General features: G+C 59.2%; 13 protein-coding genes. 8 read left to right on the top strand and 5 right to left on the bottom strand.

Annotation, left to right across the window (positions count from 1 at the left end; translation table 11 throughout):
* Window positions 1-59: 59 nt before the first annotated feature.
* Window positions 60-1,304 (bottom strand): hypothetical protein, encoded by a 1,245-nt coding sequence (locus P4G45_RS07150; RefSeq protein ID WP_348268984.1) that lies wholly within the window; start codon window positions 1,302-1,304, stop codon window positions 60-62.
* A 583-nt stretch (window positions 1,305-1,887) separates the two neighbouring features.
* Between P4G45_RS07150 and P4G45_RS07145 the strand changes: the two genes are divergently transcribed.
* From P4G45_RS07145 to P4G45_RS07125, 5 genes are read left to right on the top strand one after another with little or no spacing between them, the layout of a single operon-like run.
* Window positions 1,888-3,051: a DNA polymerase III subunit delta' gene (locus P4G45_RS07145; protein ID WP_348268983.1), complete on the top strand. Its 1,164-nt coding sequence runs from the start codon at window positions 1,888-1,890 to the stop codon at window positions 3,049-3,051.
* The gene (locus tag P4G45_RS07140; RefSeq protein WP_348268982.1) at window positions 3,048-4,037 is read left to right on the top strand and encodes an L-threonylcarbamoyladenylate synthase; all 990 of its coding nucleotides are present in this window, start codon (window positions 3,048-3,050) and stop codon (window positions 4,035-4,037) included. The genes P4G45_RS07145 and P4G45_RS07140 overlap by 4 nt, the downstream gene beginning before the upstream one ends.
* Window positions 4,038-4,053: 16 nt before the next feature.
* Window positions 4,054-4,653, top strand: a complete 600-nt coding sequence (locus P4G45_RS07135; RefSeq protein WP_348268981.1) for a class IV adenylate cyclase — start codon at window positions 4,054-4,056, stop codon at window positions 4,651-4,653.
* A gap of 49 nt (window positions 4,654-4,702) precedes the next feature.
* The gene (locus P4G45_RS07130) at window positions 4,703-5,038 is read left to right on the top strand and encodes an energy transducer TonB (RefSeq protein ID WP_348268980.1); all 336 of its coding nucleotides are present in this window, start codon (window positions 4,703-4,705) and stop codon (window positions 5,036-5,038) included.
* 41 nt (window positions 5,039-5,079) lie between these two features.
* On the top strand, window positions 5,080-6,792 hold the full coding sequence (locus tag P4G45_RS07125) for a methyl-accepting chemotaxis protein (RefSeq protein ID WP_348268979.1): 1,713 nt from the start codon (window positions 5,080-5,082) through the stop codon (window positions 6,790-6,792).
* A gap of 78 nt (window positions 6,793-6,870) precedes the next feature.
* Here P4G45_RS07125 and P4G45_RS07120 read toward each other — a convergent pair whose 3' ends face one another.
* Window positions 6,871-9,042 carry a dehydrogenase E1 component subunit alpha/beta gene (locus P4G45_RS07120; protein ID WP_348268978.1) on the bottom strand — a complete coding sequence of 724 codons (2,172 nt, stop codon included), beginning with the start codon at window positions 9,040-9,042 and terminating at the stop codon, window positions 6,871-6,873.
* 114 nt (window positions 9,043-9,156) lie between these two features.
* Window positions 9,157-11,466, bottom strand: a complete 2,310-nt coding sequence (locus P4G45_RS07115; RefSeq protein ID WP_348268977.1) for a sodium-translocating pyrophosphatase — start codon at window positions 11,464-11,466, stop codon at window positions 9,157-9,159.
* Window positions 11,467-11,681: 215 nt separating this feature from the next.
* On the opposite strand from P4G45_RS07115, the gene P4G45_RS07110 reads away from it, so the two are divergent.
* Window positions 11,682-13,328 (top strand): S8 family serine peptidase, encoded by a 1,647-nt coding sequence (locus P4G45_RS07110; RefSeq protein ID WP_348268976.1) that lies wholly within the window; start codon window positions 11,682-11,684, stop codon window positions 13,326-13,328.
* A 4-nt stretch (window positions 13,329-13,332) separates the two neighbouring features.
* On the opposite strand, the gene P4G45_RS07105 is transcribed toward P4G45_RS07110, so the two are convergent.
* Window positions 13,333-13,698 (bottom strand): hypothetical protein, encoded by a 366-nt coding sequence (locus P4G45_RS07105; RefSeq protein ID WP_348268975.1) that lies wholly within the window; start codon window positions 13,696-13,698, stop codon window positions 13,333-13,335.
* A gap of 97 nt (window positions 13,699-13,795) precedes the next feature.
* Between P4G45_RS07105 and P4G45_RS07100 the strand changes: the two genes are divergently transcribed.
* The gene (locus P4G45_RS07100; protein WP_348268974.1) at window positions 13,796-14,725 is read left to right on the top strand and encodes a mechanosensitive ion channel domain-containing protein; all 930 of its coding nucleotides are present in this window, start codon (window positions 13,796-13,798) and stop codon (window positions 14,723-14,725) included.
* 16 nt (window positions 14,726-14,741) lie between these two features.
* Here P4G45_RS07100 and P4G45_RS07095 read toward each other — a convergent pair whose 3' ends face one another.
* The gene (locus P4G45_RS07095) at window positions 14,742-16,856 is read right to left on the bottom strand and encodes a thioredoxin domain-containing protein (RefSeq protein WP_348268973.1); all 2,115 of its coding nucleotides are present in this window, start codon (window positions 16,854-16,856) and stop codon (window positions 14,742-14,744) included.
* Between the two features lie 285 nt (window positions 16,857-17,141).
* Between P4G45_RS07095 and P4G45_RS07090 the strand changes: the two genes are divergently transcribed.
* A complete protein-coding gene (locus P4G45_RS07090) occupies window positions 17,142-17,675 on the top strand; it encodes a PEP-CTERM sorting domain-containing protein (protein WP_348268972.1) in 534 nt (177 codons plus the stop codon).
* Window positions 17,676-17,697 lie beyond the last annotated feature (22 nt).

Raw genomic sequence — 17,697 nt, 5'->3', positions numbered from 1 at the left:
AGAGATACCACCTGAATCATCCGCTCGTTCTTTGCCGGAGATATGGATATCCGCTTACTTCATGGACATCCGGCCGAGACGGGACTGGATTGGCGATGGCTTGTCTTGCCGGTTCCGACGACTGTCCATCTCCGGAATGGAATGCAAACCCCTCCTCCGCTTCCGTCGTATGTATATACAAATCCTCCGGAGCCATCGGCCTGGGTCGTATAAATAATGCTCTGGGGCGCCTGATTCTGATCCTGCCAGGTCAGCGTGAGCGAGACGGTCTCATTCGCTTCGAAGCCCGATCCTGTGAGCTTCAGTGAATAGAAGCCAAGCATCGGGTCGGACAGCACGATCGAGGGGATCACGATTGCCGGCGGCGGCGGTTGCGTGGTGATGACAGCCGGAGCAAAGGTTCCTGCCAGAATATGCGCCCAGGTATGGCGCCAATCGGTGTAGAGACCAATTTGGGCGATGGCCCCGTGGTTGGTGCGATAGAACTGTCCGACACCCCGCGCCTGGCTATAAAACAGCAGGTCGGTCTCTGTACCGTCGCTGAAATTCCCTGGCACAATCAGATTCCAATCACTCTGCCATCCGGTATTCGCCTCAAGAATGTGGATGACGCCACCGTTGTCGACCGAGTAGAAGTAACCAACTTTGCCAACCGGGTCATAAAAGAGCAGATCGGTCTGCTGACCACCGCTAAAGTTGCCAGGTACAACCTGTTTTACCGTGGTTGGCAATTCCCCAAAACCGTTCACAAAATACAGGGTGTCCTGATCCGCCTCGTAGAAAACTCCCGTCCCGTTGAAGGCGTAATAGAAGGCCAGACCCGACGCAAATTTGCTGCTGAATCTACCGGGAACAACCTGCGTCACACCACTACCCATGTTCGGGTACTGGCGCGCGAGCGACAGCCATGGGCTGGACGAGGACACGTTATAAAGTTCGCAGACACCCAGACCTTTTTTTAGATAGTCTGCATCGCAGAAGAACAGTTGCTGGGCCCCTTCCACAAAACTTACGGCTACAACGTGCGTCCAGCCCGGGCGCCAGTTTGTAATCTCCTTAACGAGTGACTCCCCGCCAACGTTATTTGGAGTGGTGACGACCGACTCTATCCGAATGGTCCCTGAGACTGCGTCGTAAAGGATGAGCTGACACAGACCCGGGAGCCCAAATTGCCCATTCACAATATGAGTCCAATTGTTGCCCCAGCCAGTTTCGTGACGATCGATGTCGATCGAGCCATGTTTGGTCCGATACACCTCGGCCACTCCGTCGGATGCTTCATAGAAAAGAAGATCGGAGTACATGCTTTCCTCCTCAGGATGATTCGTTGACAAGGGACCCGGAGTGAGGTGAGGCTAGCGATGCCAAGAGCGCTCCGCGGCATTATAGCCACAAAGGAAATTCGATGCAAGACGGTCCCGCGCAGATCGGCATCTGGGGAGGAAGCCTAACGAGCAACGCTGGGTGGGACAACTTTGTTTACCACTCCGATTGGAATGGTTTCCACCGCAGGACCAGAACTCAGAGGTCGTTTATCTAGATGCCGAGCCGGCGGGTCTAGAACCTATCTTTCCTGAACACCAGTCTGTCGATTCATGCCCAATCGCCGAATCACTCATCGAGCTTTAATTAGGAACGAAAAGTCAGCATAATGGGTGCGATGCGATTTCGCGCCTGCCAGTTCTTCCTCGGATCACCGGAACTTGAGCTCTGCCCTCTTGACACCCCTGTTAGAATTAATTCAGAAGAAAGAGACAAGCCCGGCCCATCGCCGGGACTTTTCATTTAACAGAGGCTAAAATCGAGTCCAGACCGAAGTCCGGACTTAGGTTCTTTCTTTTGAAGACTTTAGTACTTAAGTAGGGGGAGGGGGGTACCACACCAAATATGACGCAGACCGCAAGCTTCCCCACCAACTTCAACGACTTCCTCGGCAACTCCAGCGCCATCGAGCACCTGCGCACCGCCATCGCCGCCGGTCGCCTGCCTCACTCGCTCATCCTAGCCGGACCCAGCGGGGCCGGAAAATATACCCTCGCCCTCATGCTGGCCATGGCGGTTGAGTGCGAGCGCCAGCCCCGCGAGCTACGCTCGTACAGCACAGCCTTCGGGTCAAACGGCCAGTCCCTCGCCAGCTTCTGCGGAGTCTGCCACAACTGCACCCGCATCGCCTCCGCCGCCAACCTCGAAGACGAGGTCGACAAAGCTGTAGCCATCCGCGAAGAACTCCGCGACGCCGACAAAAAAGACACCCGCGTCCTCGTCCAGCCGCACCCCGACGTTCTCATCATCCCACCCGACCCGCCGCAGCTTCTCATCAAACTCGGCCAGGTCCGCACCGTCATCCAGCGCTCGCACTACCTTCCCTCGGAAGCGCCAAAGAAGATCTTCATCCTCACCGCCGCCAGCTTCATGAAAGAAGCGGCCAATTCCCTGCTCAAAGTCCTTGAAGAGCCGCCCGCAACCGTCCACATCATCATCCTCGCCGAAAACCCCGGCGAGCTGCTGCCTACCATTCGTTCCCGCTGCGCCACCGTTCGTCTCGGAGCACTGCCCGTCGAAGAGATCGAGATGCTGCTCGCCGACCGTCGCCCCGACGTTCCGCCCAAGCAGCGCACTCTCATCGCCCGCCTCTCTCAAGGAGCCGCAGGCAAAGCCCTCGGCTTCGACCTCGCCGCCTACACAGCCGCTCGCGCCGACGCTCTCCTGCTCCTCCGCACCGCCGCCAGCGAGCCCGATCACACCGCGCTCTTCAAGATGACCGAAACCTATCGCGCCGGAGCCGAAGGCCAGCAAAAGACCACCGCACTGCTGCGCTCCCTCTCCCTCCTTCTCGAAGACCTTCTCCTCCTCGGTGCCGGAACGCCCGAACTCATCCGCAACACCGACCTTCGTACAGAGCTCGACCGCCTCTCGCAGACCCTCTCCTTCCAGTGGATCGAAGGCGCATCCCGCGGCCTCGATCAGGTCTACAGCGGCCTCCGCCGCAATCTCCTCCGCTCGCTCTCCCTCGACGCCTTCGCCGGACAACTAGCCCTCTCTGCCCGATGACAGCTCGCCTCCAGCCCTCCGAGATACAGCACGCCGCCAAAATCCTCCGCGAAGGGGGCACCGTAGCCTTCCCCACCGAGACCGTCTACGGCCTCGGTGCCAATGCCCTCGACGCCAACGCTATCGCAAAGATCTTCGCCGCTAAAGGCCGCCCGTCGTGGGATCCCCTGATCGTCCACGTCAGCGATCACGAAATGCTGGTAAACATAGCCATTACAACACCTAAAGCAGAAAAGCTCATCCAACACTTCTGGCCAGGTCCGCTGACTCTGCTCCTCCCGCGAACCTCAAAAGTTCCCGATGCGATCACCGCTGGAAGGCCTCTGATCGGCGTGCGAATGCCGTCGCACCCGCTCGCGCTCGCCCTCATCCGCGCCGCTGGTGTTCCCATCGCCGCGCCCAGCGCCAACCGCTTCGGACACACCAGTCCAACCACCGCGGATCACGTCCTCGAAGACCTCGACGGCCGCATCGACGCCATCCTCGACGGCGGCCCAACAACAGTTGGAGTCGAATCCACCGTCCTCGACCCCAATCAAAGCCCCATGCTCATCTACCGTCCCGGAGCAATCACTCCCGAGATGATCGAACCGATTACTGGCCCAGTGCACATCTTCCAACCCGCCGCTACGCCCACAGAAAACCCAGCCAGCCTCCCCTCCCCCGGCGTAGGCATCCGTCACTATGCTCCCCGCGCGAAGCTCATCCTGGTAGCCAGCGAAGAGGAGTTGCGCGAACAAGAAGAACGCCATGCCGGAGAAAAGATCGGAGTTCTGCTCCCGCAAGGATGGACAGCAAAGCTCTCGGCCGAGGTCTTCCTTTGGGCCTCATGGAACGACAGCGAAGCCTTGGCTCAGCGTGTCTTCGCCGGACTGCGAGAGCTCGACGCCCGCGGCGTCACGACCATCCTCTGCCCGCTTCCCGAAGCCAGCGGAGTCGGCCTCGCCATCCGCGACCGCCTCGAAAAAGCGGCGCGCACCAAGTAACTCGTATACTCAACCCATGCAAAGCGCAGAGATCGAACTCAAATTCCCCCTTTCCGATCCCGCCGCACTTCAGGCCCGCCTTCCCCAACTCGGCTTCCGTCTCGATACGCCCCGCACCTTCGAGCACAACACCCTCTATGACACGGCTACGCGCGATCTGCGCGCCCAAACACAGCTGCTCCGCATCCGTCAGTATGGCGACCTCTGCACCGTTACCCATAAACGGATGCCCGACCAGATCCCAAGCGAGACCCGCTACAAGGTTCGCATCGAAACAGAAACCACCGTAGCTGACGGCCACGCGCTCTCGGAGATCTTTCAGCAGCTCGGCTATGTACCCGTCTTCACCTACGAGAAGTTCCGCACCGAATGGTCCCACACCACCGAAAAATCTGCCCACCTCGTCATCGACGAAACTCCCATCGGCAACTACGTTGAGCTCGAAGGGCCGCCCGAATGGATCGACCGGACCATCGCTGAGCTGAATATCGACCCCGCAACCTGCCTTACCGACAGCTACGGCAAGCTCTTCCTCGACTGGAAGCAGCGCACCGGAAGCCCCGCCGAACATCTGACCTTCGCCGCCATATCAACCCCCGTTCTCACCTCCCGCTAAAGCCGCCGCCATCTCCGCCGATACAACCTCTATATCCCGGAGGTTTTACTTGGCAGTCTCATTCCGATCTTCCCGTCCCCTTCTCGTCGTAGGAAGTCTCTTCCTCTGCGCCGGAGCCGCCTTTGCCGGCAATGTTCATCGAGCCGTAGTTACGCGGGTCGCTCCCAGCTATCCAGAGCTCGCCCGCCGCATGCATGTAGGCGGAACGGTTGTTCTCATGGTCACCGTTCAGCCCGATGGCGCCGTCTCCAAAACAAAGGTCGAGTCCGGCCATCCGCTGCTCGCCGCCGCGGCAGAGGACGCGGTCAAACGCTGGCGCTTCGAACCGGGCTCCGATACCTCTGAATCCGAGGTCGAAGTCAACTTCAAAAGCGACATTCAGTAGCCATTTCCCCACGGGCGACCACCGCACAGGTAAGGACCATCATGAAACTTGAATCCAAGCTCGGCCTCAGCACCGGCTTTCTCATCATCGCCATGCTTCTCAGCGCTTACACGGCGCACGTCCGCATCGAAGAAGCCAACCACCTCTCCGACGTCGTCACCACCAGCCGCCTTCCCATCATCATGGGTAGCCGCGATGTCGACTCTCATCTCACCCGCACTATCAGCAGCCTCGAATCGTACATGCTCTTCGGTCTCGATCCCGCGACGTCGGCCTCGTTCCGGCAAGCACGGGAGCAACAGTTTGCGATGGCCGAAGCTGCTGTAGCCAAACTCAGCCAGGACAGCACACACTTCGATCTCGGTCCCGATGCTTCCCGGCTTGAGATGATCGAGTCCGGCCTGGTCAAGCTCAAGCCGCTCGAAGAGAAGGTCGAGGCCCTCAACGAGACCAAGACCTCGCAGGGAACAGCGCAGGCTTACGACACGCTTCAGAACCAGATACTTCCTCTGGAGCGGGGTTTATTCACTACTGTGACCGACCTGGCCCAGTCGCAGATGTCGCAGACCAATGAAGAACTGGTTCAACTCCGCCGCGCCAACCGCTCTACGCTGCTCACCCTCTGGTTCGCAACCATCTTCGGTGCCATCGTAGGTGGCGTTATCTCCACTTTTCTGGCCCGCCGCATCACCAAAGGCGTTGACCTGGTCGCTGAACGCGCAAACGCGATCGCCGCCGGGGACCTTACCGGCGAAGCGCTCGATCTGCATAGTCAGGACCAGATCGGCTCCCTCGCCATGGCCATGCAGCAGATGCAGGCCAGTCTCAGTGGCATCATAGGTACCGTCGTCCACACGTCGGGCTCCCTGACTGGAAGCGCGGCCTCCATGCGCACGGCCAGCGACCAGATCCACCGCCGCATCGATCAGCAGAGCCAGCAGACGCAACAGGCTGCAACGGCAATGCAGGAGATGTCGGCATCGATTGCCGAGGTCTCGCGGCACACGCAGTCTGCTGCTGAAACCGCACGGAACGCAGCAGAGACCGCACGCGATGGAGGAACCATCGTCAAGCAGGTGCTCGGCAACATGCACTCCATTGCCACCGCTGTCAGTGATACCTCATCCACCGTCACGCTGCTCGGCGATGACTCGCGACGCATCAGCCAGATCGTCACCGTCATCGATGAGATCGCACGCAAGACCAACCTGCTCGCTCTCAACGCAGCCATCGAAGCCGCACGCGCCGGAGACCAGGGCCGAGGCTTTGCTGTGGTCGCCGGGGAGGTCCGCCGTCTCGCCGAAAGCACAGCGCAGGCAACGGGTGAGATCGCCAGCATGATTCAGGGCATTCAGGACCGCACTCGCACCGCCATTGCCAGCATGGAGAGCGGCACGGAGACGGTCCAGCAGGGCGTCGTCACCACCACTCAGGCAGGCGAGGCGCTCGAAAAGATCATCGGCATGGCGGAACGCGTCGACCGCATGATCGCCCAGATTGCCATCGCCGCTTCGCAACAGACTGCCGCGGCGGACCAGTCGAGCGCAAGCCTCGACTCCATCCACTCGCTCAGCCATGAAAATCTCACCGAGATGGCCACCACCGCAGCCGGAATCGAATCGCTTCGTACGACTGCCGTTGCCCTCGAACAGCAGGTTGACCGGTTCAGACTTCAGTCGCCCGCTGATTCGCGGCTGGTTCGATCATCCAAGGCGTCGGAGATGCACGCCTCAGCCTCTTTCCAACCCGCATAAACCATCCCATGCGCTTTGGGGTCCGCAAAACTGCGGACCCCATTTTTTTGCTGGTTATGATCGTTTACGCAGCACCGTTCAAAAAGCTGCAAGCTCTTCCATAGCCCTATAGAGATCTTCAGGCTGAGGCAGGATCGCATCCTCAAGCACGGGCTGGTACGCCACAAACGTATCCATCGCGGCCACGCGGCGCACCGGTGCATCCAGATCGTGGAACAGCTCGTCGCCGATTCGCGCAGCGATCTCAGCGCCGTATCCCCAGCTCAACATATCTTCGTGCGCCACGATCACGCGATTGGTCTTGCGCACACTCTCTGCAATGGCCTCCCAGTCATAAGGAGCAAGACTTCGCAGATCGATCAACTCCACATCAATGCCCTTCTCGCGATGGAGCTTCTGCGCTGCCTGCAAAGCCCGTGGCACTACAGCGCCATACGTAATCACCGTCACGTCCTTGCCCGGACGAACAATTTCCGCCTTCCCAAAGGGGATGCAGTAATCCGGCCCGGGATAAGCCGCGCGCCCGTAGGTTTCGCGGTACAACCGCTTATGCTCCAGAAATAGCACTGGGTCATCGCAGCGGATCGCCGTCCGCAGCAGTCCCATCGCGTCCCGTGCATTCGATGGCATCACCACCCGCACTCCCGGCGTATGCGTAAAGATGCTCTCGCCCGACTGCGAATGATAGATCGAGCCACCCGTCAGATATCCGCCAATCGGAACCCGCATCACCAGTGGCGAACTGAAGCCATTGTTCGAGCGCCAACGAATCAGCGCCAGCTCATTCCGCATCTGGTGCATTGCGGGCCAGATGTAGTCGAAGAACTGAATCTCAACCACCGGCTTCAATCCACGCTCCGCCATCCCGATCGCACGGCCAACGATGTTGGCCTCTGCCAGGGGAGAGTTCCACACCCGGTCACTGCCAAACTCCGTCTGCAATCCAGAGGTCAGTTTGAAGACGCCGCCCTTGCCTTTGATCTTCCCTGCCAGCAAAGCCTCATCGCGGCTGGCATCGGCTACGTCTTCGCCGAACACAACGATGCGTTCATCCCGCCGCATCTCGTCCTTCAGACACGCGTTGATCAGGTCGGCCATGGTCCGTTCGTTCGCATCCACCGTAGCCGCGGGCTTCGTAGCGAACCTCGCATCCATCGGACTCAGATCTTCGGAATACACGTACCGCGTAATGGACTCGATTGCGGGCAGCTTCGCCATCACCGCTTTATCCGCGGCCCGTTGCACCTCTTCATCCACCCGGCGCTCCAGCTTGTTGATCGCGTCGGCATCCAGAATCCCTTCGCGCAGCAGCCACATCTGCATCTTCGAGATGGGGTCTCGCAGGGAGTCCCTCTCCAGTTCTTCCGCCGAACGATAATCGCGCTCATCTTCGGAGAGCGAGTGCGAATAAGGCCGAATGACATGCCCATGCACTAAGGCCGGTCCATGCCCCGCCCGGCAATAAGCGACCGCCTCCACCATCGCCTTGTAGCTGGCAATCGGATCGGTGCCATCGATCTCGGCAAAATGAAAATTTGGAAAATTCGCTACCAGCCGCGAGATGTTTCCTCCCGGAGTATTCACCTCCACCGGCGTCGAGATGGCGTACCCATTGTCCTCGACGACATAGAGCACGGGCAGCTTTTGATTGCTCGCCGTATTCAGCGACTCCCAGAATTCTCCCTGGCTCGTCGATCCCTCGCCAATTGAGACGTAGACCACTTCGTCGCCATGAAACTTGACGTCCTTGAACTCGCGGTAATCGCCTGCATGTTTGGCCGCAGCCTCTGGGTGCCGCGCAAAATATCGGCCTGCCTCCGCGCAACCAATGGCGTGAAGGCACTGCGTCGCCGTCGAAGAAGATGACGTCACGATATTCAGCTTCCTGCTGGACCAGTGCGATGGCATCTGCCGCCCGCCGCTCGCCGGATCGTCCGCCGCGCCGACAGACTGCAGCAACTGCTCTTCAACGGTGTTTCCCAGGGCGAGGCAAATCGCCCGGTCCCGGTAGTACGGATAGAACCAGTCATACCCTGGACGCATCGCCATTCCCGCCGCAACGAGCAGCGCCTCATGACCTGCGCATGATATCTGAAAGAAGATCTTCTGCTGACGTTTCAGCACAATCTCGCGGTCATCCGTGCGCCGCGACAGGTACATCAGTCGGTAGAACTCCACCAGCTTCTCCGGTGTAAGCTCGCCTTCAGCGACCTTCTTTTCAACCGAGTTGGACACCATATTCCGAGCCATCGTTATTGCCTCTGCCAAGGAGTGATTGTACTGTCTGGCACGGCCTTTATTCCATCCCACACACGTCGGCCGCCTCTCATCAAGGCGGCTTCCATGTCAAGCTGTATGCTGAACCTAAACAAACAGCGGGGCAAGCACCAGCGTAATCGTGGCCAGCAGCTTGATCAGTACATGCAGGCTCGGCCCTGCCGTGTCCTTGAACGGATCGCCGACCGTATCTCCAACCACCGAAGCCTTATGCGCTTCGGACTTCTTGCCGCCATATTGTCCAGTCTCGATAAACTTCTTCGCGTTGTCCCAGGCTCCGCCGCCGTTGTTCATCAGCATCGCCAGCAGAATCCCGGCGATCGTACCTACCATCAACAGACCCGCAACCGACTCGGCACCGGCAAGGTTCACCGGAATTCCCGCAATCGCAGGCACAGGCAAAATCGTCCCCGGAGCATAGATCTCCGAGGTCGCCTGATAGCTTGCACTGAAGTGCCGGAAGATCAGCCCCACCGCCACCGGCATACAAACCACCAGCAGCCCGGGCATCACCATCTCCTTCAACGCCGCGCCGGTGACAATATGAACGCAGCGACCGTAGTCCGGTTTCAAAGTTCCAGCCATAATTCCCGGATTCTCCTTGAACTGGTCGCGAACATCCTTCACGATCATCTGCGCCGTCCGCCCGACCGCCTTGATCGCCATCGAGCTAAACAGGTAGGTCATCATCGCCCCCAGCAGGGCTCCTACAAACACCGGCACCTGGGCCAGATTGATATTCGTGAAGCTCCACCCCGGAGGCATGTAGCCGCCGGCAAGGTGAACCTTGTCTGCCACGATGACCTTGATCTCCTCGAGATATGCCGAGAACAGGAGAAACGCGGCCAGCGAAGCCGACCCAATCGCATACCCCTTGGTCAGCGCCTTGGTCGTATTACCCGCCGAATCCAGCTTGTCTGTGCGCTCGCGGATCGACTCTGGCTGGTTCGACATCTCGATAATTCCACCGGCATTGTCCGTAATCGGCCCAAACGTGTCCATCGCCAGAATGTAGGCTGCGCAACTCAGCATGCCCATCGTGGCGAGCGCCGTACCGTAGATGCCCTTTGCATAATCGGTAACGCCCGCAACATCAGACAACCCCTGCACGCCGAAGTAGTAACTCAGCAGCAGCGCTGCCGAAATCGCGATCACCGGAAGCGCCGGGGTCTCCATGCCGACGGCAAGCCCGCTGATGATGTTCGTCGCCGGCCCCGTCAACGAAGCGGCTGCAATCGACTGCACCGGCCTGTACCGCGACTCGGTGTAGTATTCCGTGATCCACACAAAAAGGAACGACGTAATCAGACCGATGACGCCGCAACCCAGCAGCCATAGCGGCTTCACCGTCGGCCCATCGAGCATGGTGTAAACAGCGACAGCAAATCCCACCAGCGCCAGCGCCGACGTCAGGTAGAACCCGCGATTCAAGGCACGCATTGGATCTTCCGTCTCATTCGTACTCACGACGAAGACCCCGGCGATACTCGCAATCAAATTGATTGCCAGCACAATCAGCGGAAACAGAATTCCCTTCACCCCAAACACCGGATAGAGCGCCGCACCCAGAATCATCGCGCCAACATTCTCCGCCGCCGTCGATTCAAAGATGTCCGCGCCGCGTCCCGCGCAGTCGCCAACGTTATCGCCCACCAGGTCAGCAATCACCGCTGGGTTGCGCGGATCGTCCTCCGGAATTCCCGCCTCCACCTTGCCCACCAGGTCCGCGCCCACGTCGGCGGCCTTGGTATAGATTCCGCCGCCTAGCTGCGCGAACAACGCTACCAGCGAAGCGCCAAAACCAAATCCGACCAACTGATAGGGGACAGTTTGTGGGTTGGTCAGGCCGCCAAAAAATAGAAACAGCGTACCCACACCCAGCAGCGAAAGCGCGACCACTACCAGCCCGGTCACCGCGCCACCGCGCAGCGCGATCTGCAGCGCCTTGTTCAAACTGCCGCGTGCCGCCGAGGCCGTGCGGATGTTCGCCCGGATCGAGACATACATCCCCGTATAGCCCGCCAGCCCGGAGCACACGGCGCCCACCAGAAAGCTGATGACCGTCTTCATGGCAAACGGAGCCGTCCGTTCCGACATGTGGTATCCCGCGAACAGCAGTATCGCCAAAACCACCGCAATCGCGCCGATTGTCCTGTACTGCCGTTTCAGAAACGCCTCGGCTCCTTCGCGGATGGCATCGGAGATCGACCGCATCTCTGGAGTCCCGGTTTCGCAACAGAGCACATGTCGTGCCAGCATCCAGGCTGCCACCAGTGCCACCACACCGACGCCCATCGCCATCCAAAGGCAGACCGCCCCGCCATCGCCCGAAATACCAGCAGGCGAAGCTGGAACCTGCACCTGAACGACCATACCCAGAAGGCTTATCACATCCATGCAAAGGTCTCCTTAGAACACAAATCCGTAAACAGTTTCACAAAGGCGGCCATTAGAGCATGTGCAGTCGAACAGGGTCAATGCACCGTGCGGCAAGCTGAACAATCGCTTCTTTCGCCACGCGGTAAACCAAAGTAATAGCACATCCGACCGAGAGCTACTGCTTTCTATGCCACGTGCCGATGTAGACACCAGAGCAACAACGAGGTGTAACGGTGTTTCGTAACAGCAATATCTCCACCCCTCATTGCACCGCCGATGACAATCCGGATTGTCGGACATGGTCGATAACGCAAAGTGCCGGCATCATGATCACCCTGTTCCTTCTTCTTGCGCCAACCCTGCACGCACAAGTCGAAACCGCTCCCATCGTTCCTCACCACTTCATCGTTGTCTATCGCAACGCCACCATCCCCGGAGATGCTGAAGCCCGCATTCACGCCGCTGGAGCAAATCTTCTCCACCGCAACGAGCGCTTCGGCATCGCTACCGCGCAATCCATCGCCAACTCCAGTTCCCTTCACCCCAAAAGCGTAGTCTCCTCGCCGCAAAGCGACGCGGATACGATGCGTCGCCTCGCAGCGCTGCCCAACGTGGACTACGTCCTCCACGACCGCATCGTTACCGCCGACCGCCTTACCCTCAAGCGTGTCACCCCGGCCACCTTTAGTGTGATGATTGGTTCAACCTCCCAACCCAACACCTACGACACTTATTACACCAGCGGTACACAGGGCTGGGCGGTGCAGCAGGTCGGAGGCTACGGCAACAACGTCCCCGGGGGCCCTGCTCACGGACCGTGGGACACCACCTTGGGCCAAGGGGTCCGCATCGCTATCGTAGACAGCGGCGTCGATGAGGCTCATCCTGACATTGCCCCCAATCTGGGCCTGAATCTTAGCGAAATAAACCAGACTGACTACCCCACTCCCTGCGACGATGGCACACCGCAAGATCAGGACGGCCACGGGACCTGGACCGCTTCGCTCGCCGCCGGGGCCATCGGTCGCGGCACCGGCGAGGTCATCGGCGTAGCCCCCGACGCAACCCTGCTCAATATTAAAGCGCTCCAACGCATGCCCGACCTGAGCCTGGGAAGCAGTGCCTCCATCGCCGACCAATGCGCCTCCGGTCAGGCCAGTGGCTTGTTAAGCTGGGTCATGCAAGGCATCGAAGACGCCATGACCAACCACGCAGACATCATCTCCTTATCTATCGGAGCCACCATCGATCTCACCACCGGCGAAGGTGCCGGGCTCAAAGCGGCCTTCGACCAGATCACGGCCGCCGCCACCCAGGCGGGCATTGTTATTGTCGCCTCCGCGGGAAACGATGGTCTCGATTTCTCTGACCCCAGCAACAGCCAATATATAGAGCTCCCTGCCCAATCGAGCGGTGTTCTCGCCATCGTCGCCTCCACCAACCCGGCCTGCGCTGAGAACACCGCCTTCGGGGCCACATGCACTCCCGGCCCCACCACGCTCGCCTACTACAGCAACCACGGAGCGTCGCTCAACGCACTCGCCGCCCCGGGCGGCAGCTATCCCGAAGGCGGCGATATGGCCATCAGCGGATGGGTACGAGGGGCCTGCAGTTCCGGCAAACCCTCCACCCTCGACGGCCCTCCCTCCGACAACGAGCACAGCTTCGGCTGCTTCAACTTCGGCCACACGCCCTATGTTCAGGCCATAGGCACCAGCGCATCGGCTCCTCTCGCAGCCGGTGCAGCCGCGCTCTTACGAGCTGCCCACCCAGACTGGACCGCCGCGACCATCATCTCCACCCTGCGTACCACAGCAGTGGTCTCGCCTACGCTGCCTGTTCCCCAGATTAACGCCGCAGCAGCGCTGGCTGCTCATTAGAGCGCTACCCTTTCATCCGCTCCTTGACGCTATGGGCCAGCTTCTCGATCTCATCAGCCTTTTTAATCACGTCGACTGACAAAACATCTTTGTTCGTCTTGTCCACATCCTGTTTCAACTCCGTCGCCAAAACCAGCAATTTATTCGTATCCGCTATCAGCCGTTTCTGCCGCTCGCTATTTTGCGACTGCGCCTGGCGCGCCTGGATCTGCGGAGACACAGAGGGTCCCATGGGAGGCACTTCTACACCGGGACGGCCCGGGGCCGGAGGCTGCTCCGGAAACGGCTGACCCATTTGACCCTCGCTCGGGATTCCCGAAACGCCTGCCAGAAAAACCATCCCCATTATTGCTGCACGAAGCATTCTCATACCGCGCCTCCAGCTTGCACTCGCTGCGAATTGCATCCTACTGGCAACTCAAGCATTCTGTCTAAAGCAATCCTCACGAAAGCGAGATGCCACAATCATGCTCTTCCTGGCCCCGGACCTGCAAGAAGAACACCTCTCGAACATCTTCAAACACGATTGGCACAACTATATCGTGGAGTTTGTCGGGCGGGACCTTCCTCGGATTGCCATCATCCTGCTGATCGCCTTTGTTCTGCAGCGTATCGTCGATCTCTTCGTCAAGAAGTTGCGCAAGGGCGCGGATAAGCAGGTCGGCAATTCACAACGGGCAGCACAGCTTCGAACGATGGCCGCTATCGTCCGCGCCACGGCTTACAGCCTCATCGGTTTCTTCACGTTTCTCTATGTACTGCACACCATGGGCGTCAATCTAACGCCTTTGCTCGCATCTGCCGGAGTCGTCGGCATCGGCATCGGCCTCGGCGCTCAGTCCATCTTCAAGGACATGCTCAATGGCATCTTCATCCTCGTCGAGGACCAGTACAACGTAGGTGAGGTCGTTAAGATCGCGGGACTTCAAGGCACCGTCGAAGATCTCACCCTGCGCCTGACCAGAGTCCGCGACGGCGACGGCACCCTCTACATTATTCCCAACAGCCAGATCGCCACCGTTTCCAATCTCTCCCGCGACTTTTCCATCGCCTCTCTTCCGGTCAGCGTGGACGCCAGCGCCAACCCCGACCGGGTTATGGCGTTGCTGCGCAAAGTTGCCGCTGACGTGCGCAGCGACTCCGCGTTCAAGCAGGTCATCATCGCCGATCCGGACATCCTCGGTGTCGATAAGATCAATGGGCGCGAGGTTATCTACCCCGTCAACCTTCGCGTCCGCGCCAACCAGCGTGACCCTGTCCTTCGCGAGCTGCGCCGCCGCATCATCCTGGCCTTCGAGAAAGACGGTATCCCGCTCGGCGTCTCATCCAACATGCTCATCATGCAGCAGAAATCGGACCCAACCGCACCGCCTGCCGCTCCCACTGTCGGTGCCTGAAGGGATCCGGGCTTCGCTAAAGCACTTTATTCATCGCCGCAATCAACTCATGGACCGTACGGACTGGCGGCAGACAACCCCTGCCTGTGCAGATGATCGCAACACTTCCACTTATTGCCGGCAGATGAGGCAGCGTCTCCGCCAGAGCGGGCGGCAGCGCGCTCAACTGCTCCTTCCGCAGCCGGACCACGCTCTTGTTTACGGCATACCGGGCTAGCGCCACAGCCTCCAGCCGCTGCGCCTCGTCATCATCCCCAATCACGCAGACCTGCACCGTTCCCAGCAGCAGCCGTTGCAAGGCCAAGCCATAACTCGCAGCATAAAGCCCGAAGTGCTCCACCACTCCGGCAAACGTCTCCAGGGTCTCAAGCGCCATTACGGCATACTCTTCGCGATCATTCAACGTCGCCAGCCGCAGCAGCAACGCCGCCGCCACCGGATTTGCCGCAGGTGTAGGCGAATCCTGCAACGGCTTTCGCCGTGTCACCAAAGCACCTAACCGCACCTCGCCCTCGACGGGCGCCTCCGTATCGAAGAACGCCAGACCGGTCTTGTCATAAAACCGCGCCACCGCACCCGCTGCAATCTCTTCGGCCGCAGCGTAGTAACGCAACTCCCCTGTCGCTTCCCATGCATCGAGAGCAGCATGCCCCACAAAAACATAGTCATCCAGCACACCGGCCACGCGTGCCGCGCTTCCACCGGCCTCGCCATAAGCTACGACATGCGCCATGCCCTTGCCCGCATCCCACGCCTCTCGCAACACGCGATCCAGAGACTTCAGCGCAAACGCTTTCACCTCCGGCATATCCAGGACTCTTCCAGCCTCCAGATAAGCCGAGATCAACATCCCGTTCCACGCCACGTAAACCGTCTTGTCGATGTACGGAGTAGGCCGCTGCAAGCGAGCCGCATAGAGCTTCCTCCTCGCCGAGCCGAGCCTTTTCGCCGCAATCTCCAGCATCACGCCATTCGACTTCGCCACTGCCTCCAGAGACCCGCGAACATGCAACACATTCTTCAGCGGATTGTGATGCATATCGCCAACCTCGCCAATGTCGTAATACGGGGCGGCAATTGCCATCTCCTCCGCGGTCAACACCGCCGCCGCCTCGTCCCGCGTCCAGGTGAAGTAGTCGCCGTCATCATCGAGCGAATAGTCAGCATCCTGCGAGGCGTAAAAACCGCCATGCTCACGGTCGCTCAACCACTCATCCACCCAACGGATCATCTCCCGCGCCACCCGCGCGGACTCAGGCTGCACGTAGGTCTGATACGCGTGGATATAGTTCTTCAGCAGTTCGCTATTGTCGTAAGCCATCTTCTCGAAGTGCGGCACGATCCACCGTTCATCGACCGAGTAGCGATGAAATCCACCTGCAAGATGATCGTAGATTCCTCCCAGCGCCATCTTTTGCAATGTGACCGTGGCGGCGGTCTTCGCGGCCTCGTTGCCCTCCCCCCTCGGAGCTACATCCAGCAACAGATCGATAGCGCCCGAATGTGGAAATTTAGGCTGAGATCCAAAGCCACCCGACCGGGAATCGAACTGCTTCACAATCGACTCCACCAGCTTCTGCACCAGCTCCGGCCCCGGATTCCCGGCCCGTCCCATGAACGACTCGTTATGCTCGATCGCCGCAATCACGCTGCTGGCCGACTCATTCACCTCTTCGCGCTGCTTTTCGAATGCCTCCGCCATGGTCAGCAGCACTCGCTGAAAACTCGGACGTCCATGCTGATCCTGCGGCGGAAAATATGTCCCTCCAAAATACGGCTTGCCATCGGGTGTAAGAAACGCCGTCAAAGGCCATCCGCCTTGTCCGCTGATCGAAGACACCGCCGCCTGATACCGCGTATCCACATCGGGCCGCTCATCGCGATCCACCTTCACCGCAACAAAATGTTCATTGATAACCTTGGCGGTCTCCGCATTTTCATACGACTCGCGGTCCATCACATGACACCAGCGGCACCACACCGCGCCAATATCCAACAGGATCGGCTTGTCCTCAGTCTGCGCCAATGCAAACGCCGCCGGTCCCCACTCCTGCCAGTCCACCGGTTGATGCATCGCCGACCGTAGGTAAGCTGAAGCCGCACGCTCCAGGGAATTCTTCTTCTTATTCATAGCTCCAAGTTTAGAGCACCCAAAAGAGGAAGACGTAAGCCATGCTTGCAGGCATCGTCTCAGATTTGTCTTTGGCTCCTTTCCCGCAATCCGTTTAGCGCGAGAGGCACAGTTTTCCACAGCATGTAGGCTCGACTCCCTCTTATCGGAATTTATTTCGCTATCTGAACATCTACCAACACTAACCATGGAATATTTCTTCTCAAATTCACGCATGTTTTGCATAGGACTACAGGCATCTCATTTATCCAGCAAGAAGTACCAACCCCATCCCCGAGGCCCCTTATGCGCTACTCCCTTCTACTTTCCTCACTGGCCCTTCTAAGTGCTCTGGCGATTCCTGCCGCGGCCCATGCAGACACCTTTGACTTTTCCGCCAATGGCTCCTCAGGAGCTTTCAGCGGATCTGGAACCTTGACCGCAGCAGCGCAAGGAAGCGGAGCATACCTTATCTCCGACATTACAGGCACCGGCGTCACAGGACTCATCGCGCCGGGCGGCTTTAATGGAAATGACAACCTGCTTTTTCCAGCGGCCACGCCAACGCTGGACGCGCACGGATTCAGCTTCACCGATGTAAACGGCCCGGATCACTTCGACGTGAATATCTTCAACAATGGCAGCGGATACTTCGCCCATCTGAATGATGAAGACAATTTCAGCCAAACCGTTCCTGTGAGCTTTAGCCTTGCTTCGGCAGCAACTCCCACGAGCCCTGCTCCGGCGGCAACGCCCGAGCCTTCGACCTTCATTCTTTTAGGCACCGGCATACTGGGCCTGGCGGGCGCGACACGGCGCAAATTTATCTCCCAATCGTAAGCAACGAGAGTCAACAAACAAC

The sequence above is a fragment of the Edaphobacter paludis genome, from assembly GCF_039993895.1.
Classification (GTDB): domain Bacteria; phylum Acidobacteriota; class Terriglobia; order Terriglobales; family Acidobacteriaceae; genus Edaphobacter; species Edaphobacter paludis.
This window is presented reverse-complemented; position numbering and strand designations above follow the sequence as displayed.

Coding starts and splice junctions, on each gene's coding strand:
- P4G45_RS07150 (WP_348268984.1), bottom strand. CDS start 1,304: ATGTACTCCGATCTTCTTTTCTATGAAGCATCCGACGGAGTGGCCGAG.
- P4G45_RS07145 (WP_348268983.1), top strand. CDS start 1,888: ATGACGCAGACCGCAAGCTTCCCCACCAACTTCAACGACTTCCTCGGC.
- P4G45_RS07140 (WP_348268982.1), top strand. CDS start 3,048: ATGACAGCTCGCCTCCAGCCCTCCGAGATACAGCACGCCGCCAAAATC.
- P4G45_RS07135 (WP_348268981.1), top strand. CDS start 4,054: ATGCAAAGCGCAGAGATCGAACTCAAATTCCCCCTTTCCGATCCCGCC.
- P4G45_RS07125 (WP_348268979.1), top strand. CDS start 5,080: ATGAAACTTGAATCCAAGCTCGGCCTCAGCACCGGCTTTCTCATCATC.
- P4G45_RS07120 (WP_348268978.1), bottom strand. CDS start 9,042: ATGGCTCGGAATATGGTGTCCAACTCGGTTGAAAAGAAGGTCGCTGAA.
- P4G45_RS07115 (WP_348268977.1), bottom strand. CDS start 11,466: ATGGATGTGATAAGCCTTCTGGGTATGGTCGTTCAGGTGCAGGTTCCA.
- P4G45_RS07105 (WP_348268975.1), bottom strand. CDS start 13,698: ATGAGAATGCTTCGTGCAGCAATAATGGGGATGGTTTTTCTGGCAGGC.
- P4G45_RS07100 (WP_348268974.1), top strand. CDS start 13,796: ATGCTCTTCCTGGCCCCGGACCTGCAAGAAGAACACCTCTCGAACATC.
- P4G45_RS07095 (WP_348268973.1), bottom strand. CDS start 16,856: ATGAATAAGAAGAAGAATTCCCTGGAGCGTGCGGCTTCAGCTTACCTA.
- P4G45_RS07090 (WP_348268972.1), top strand. CDS start 17,142: ATGCGCTACTCCCTTCTACTTTCCTCACTGGCCCTTCTAAGTGCTCTG.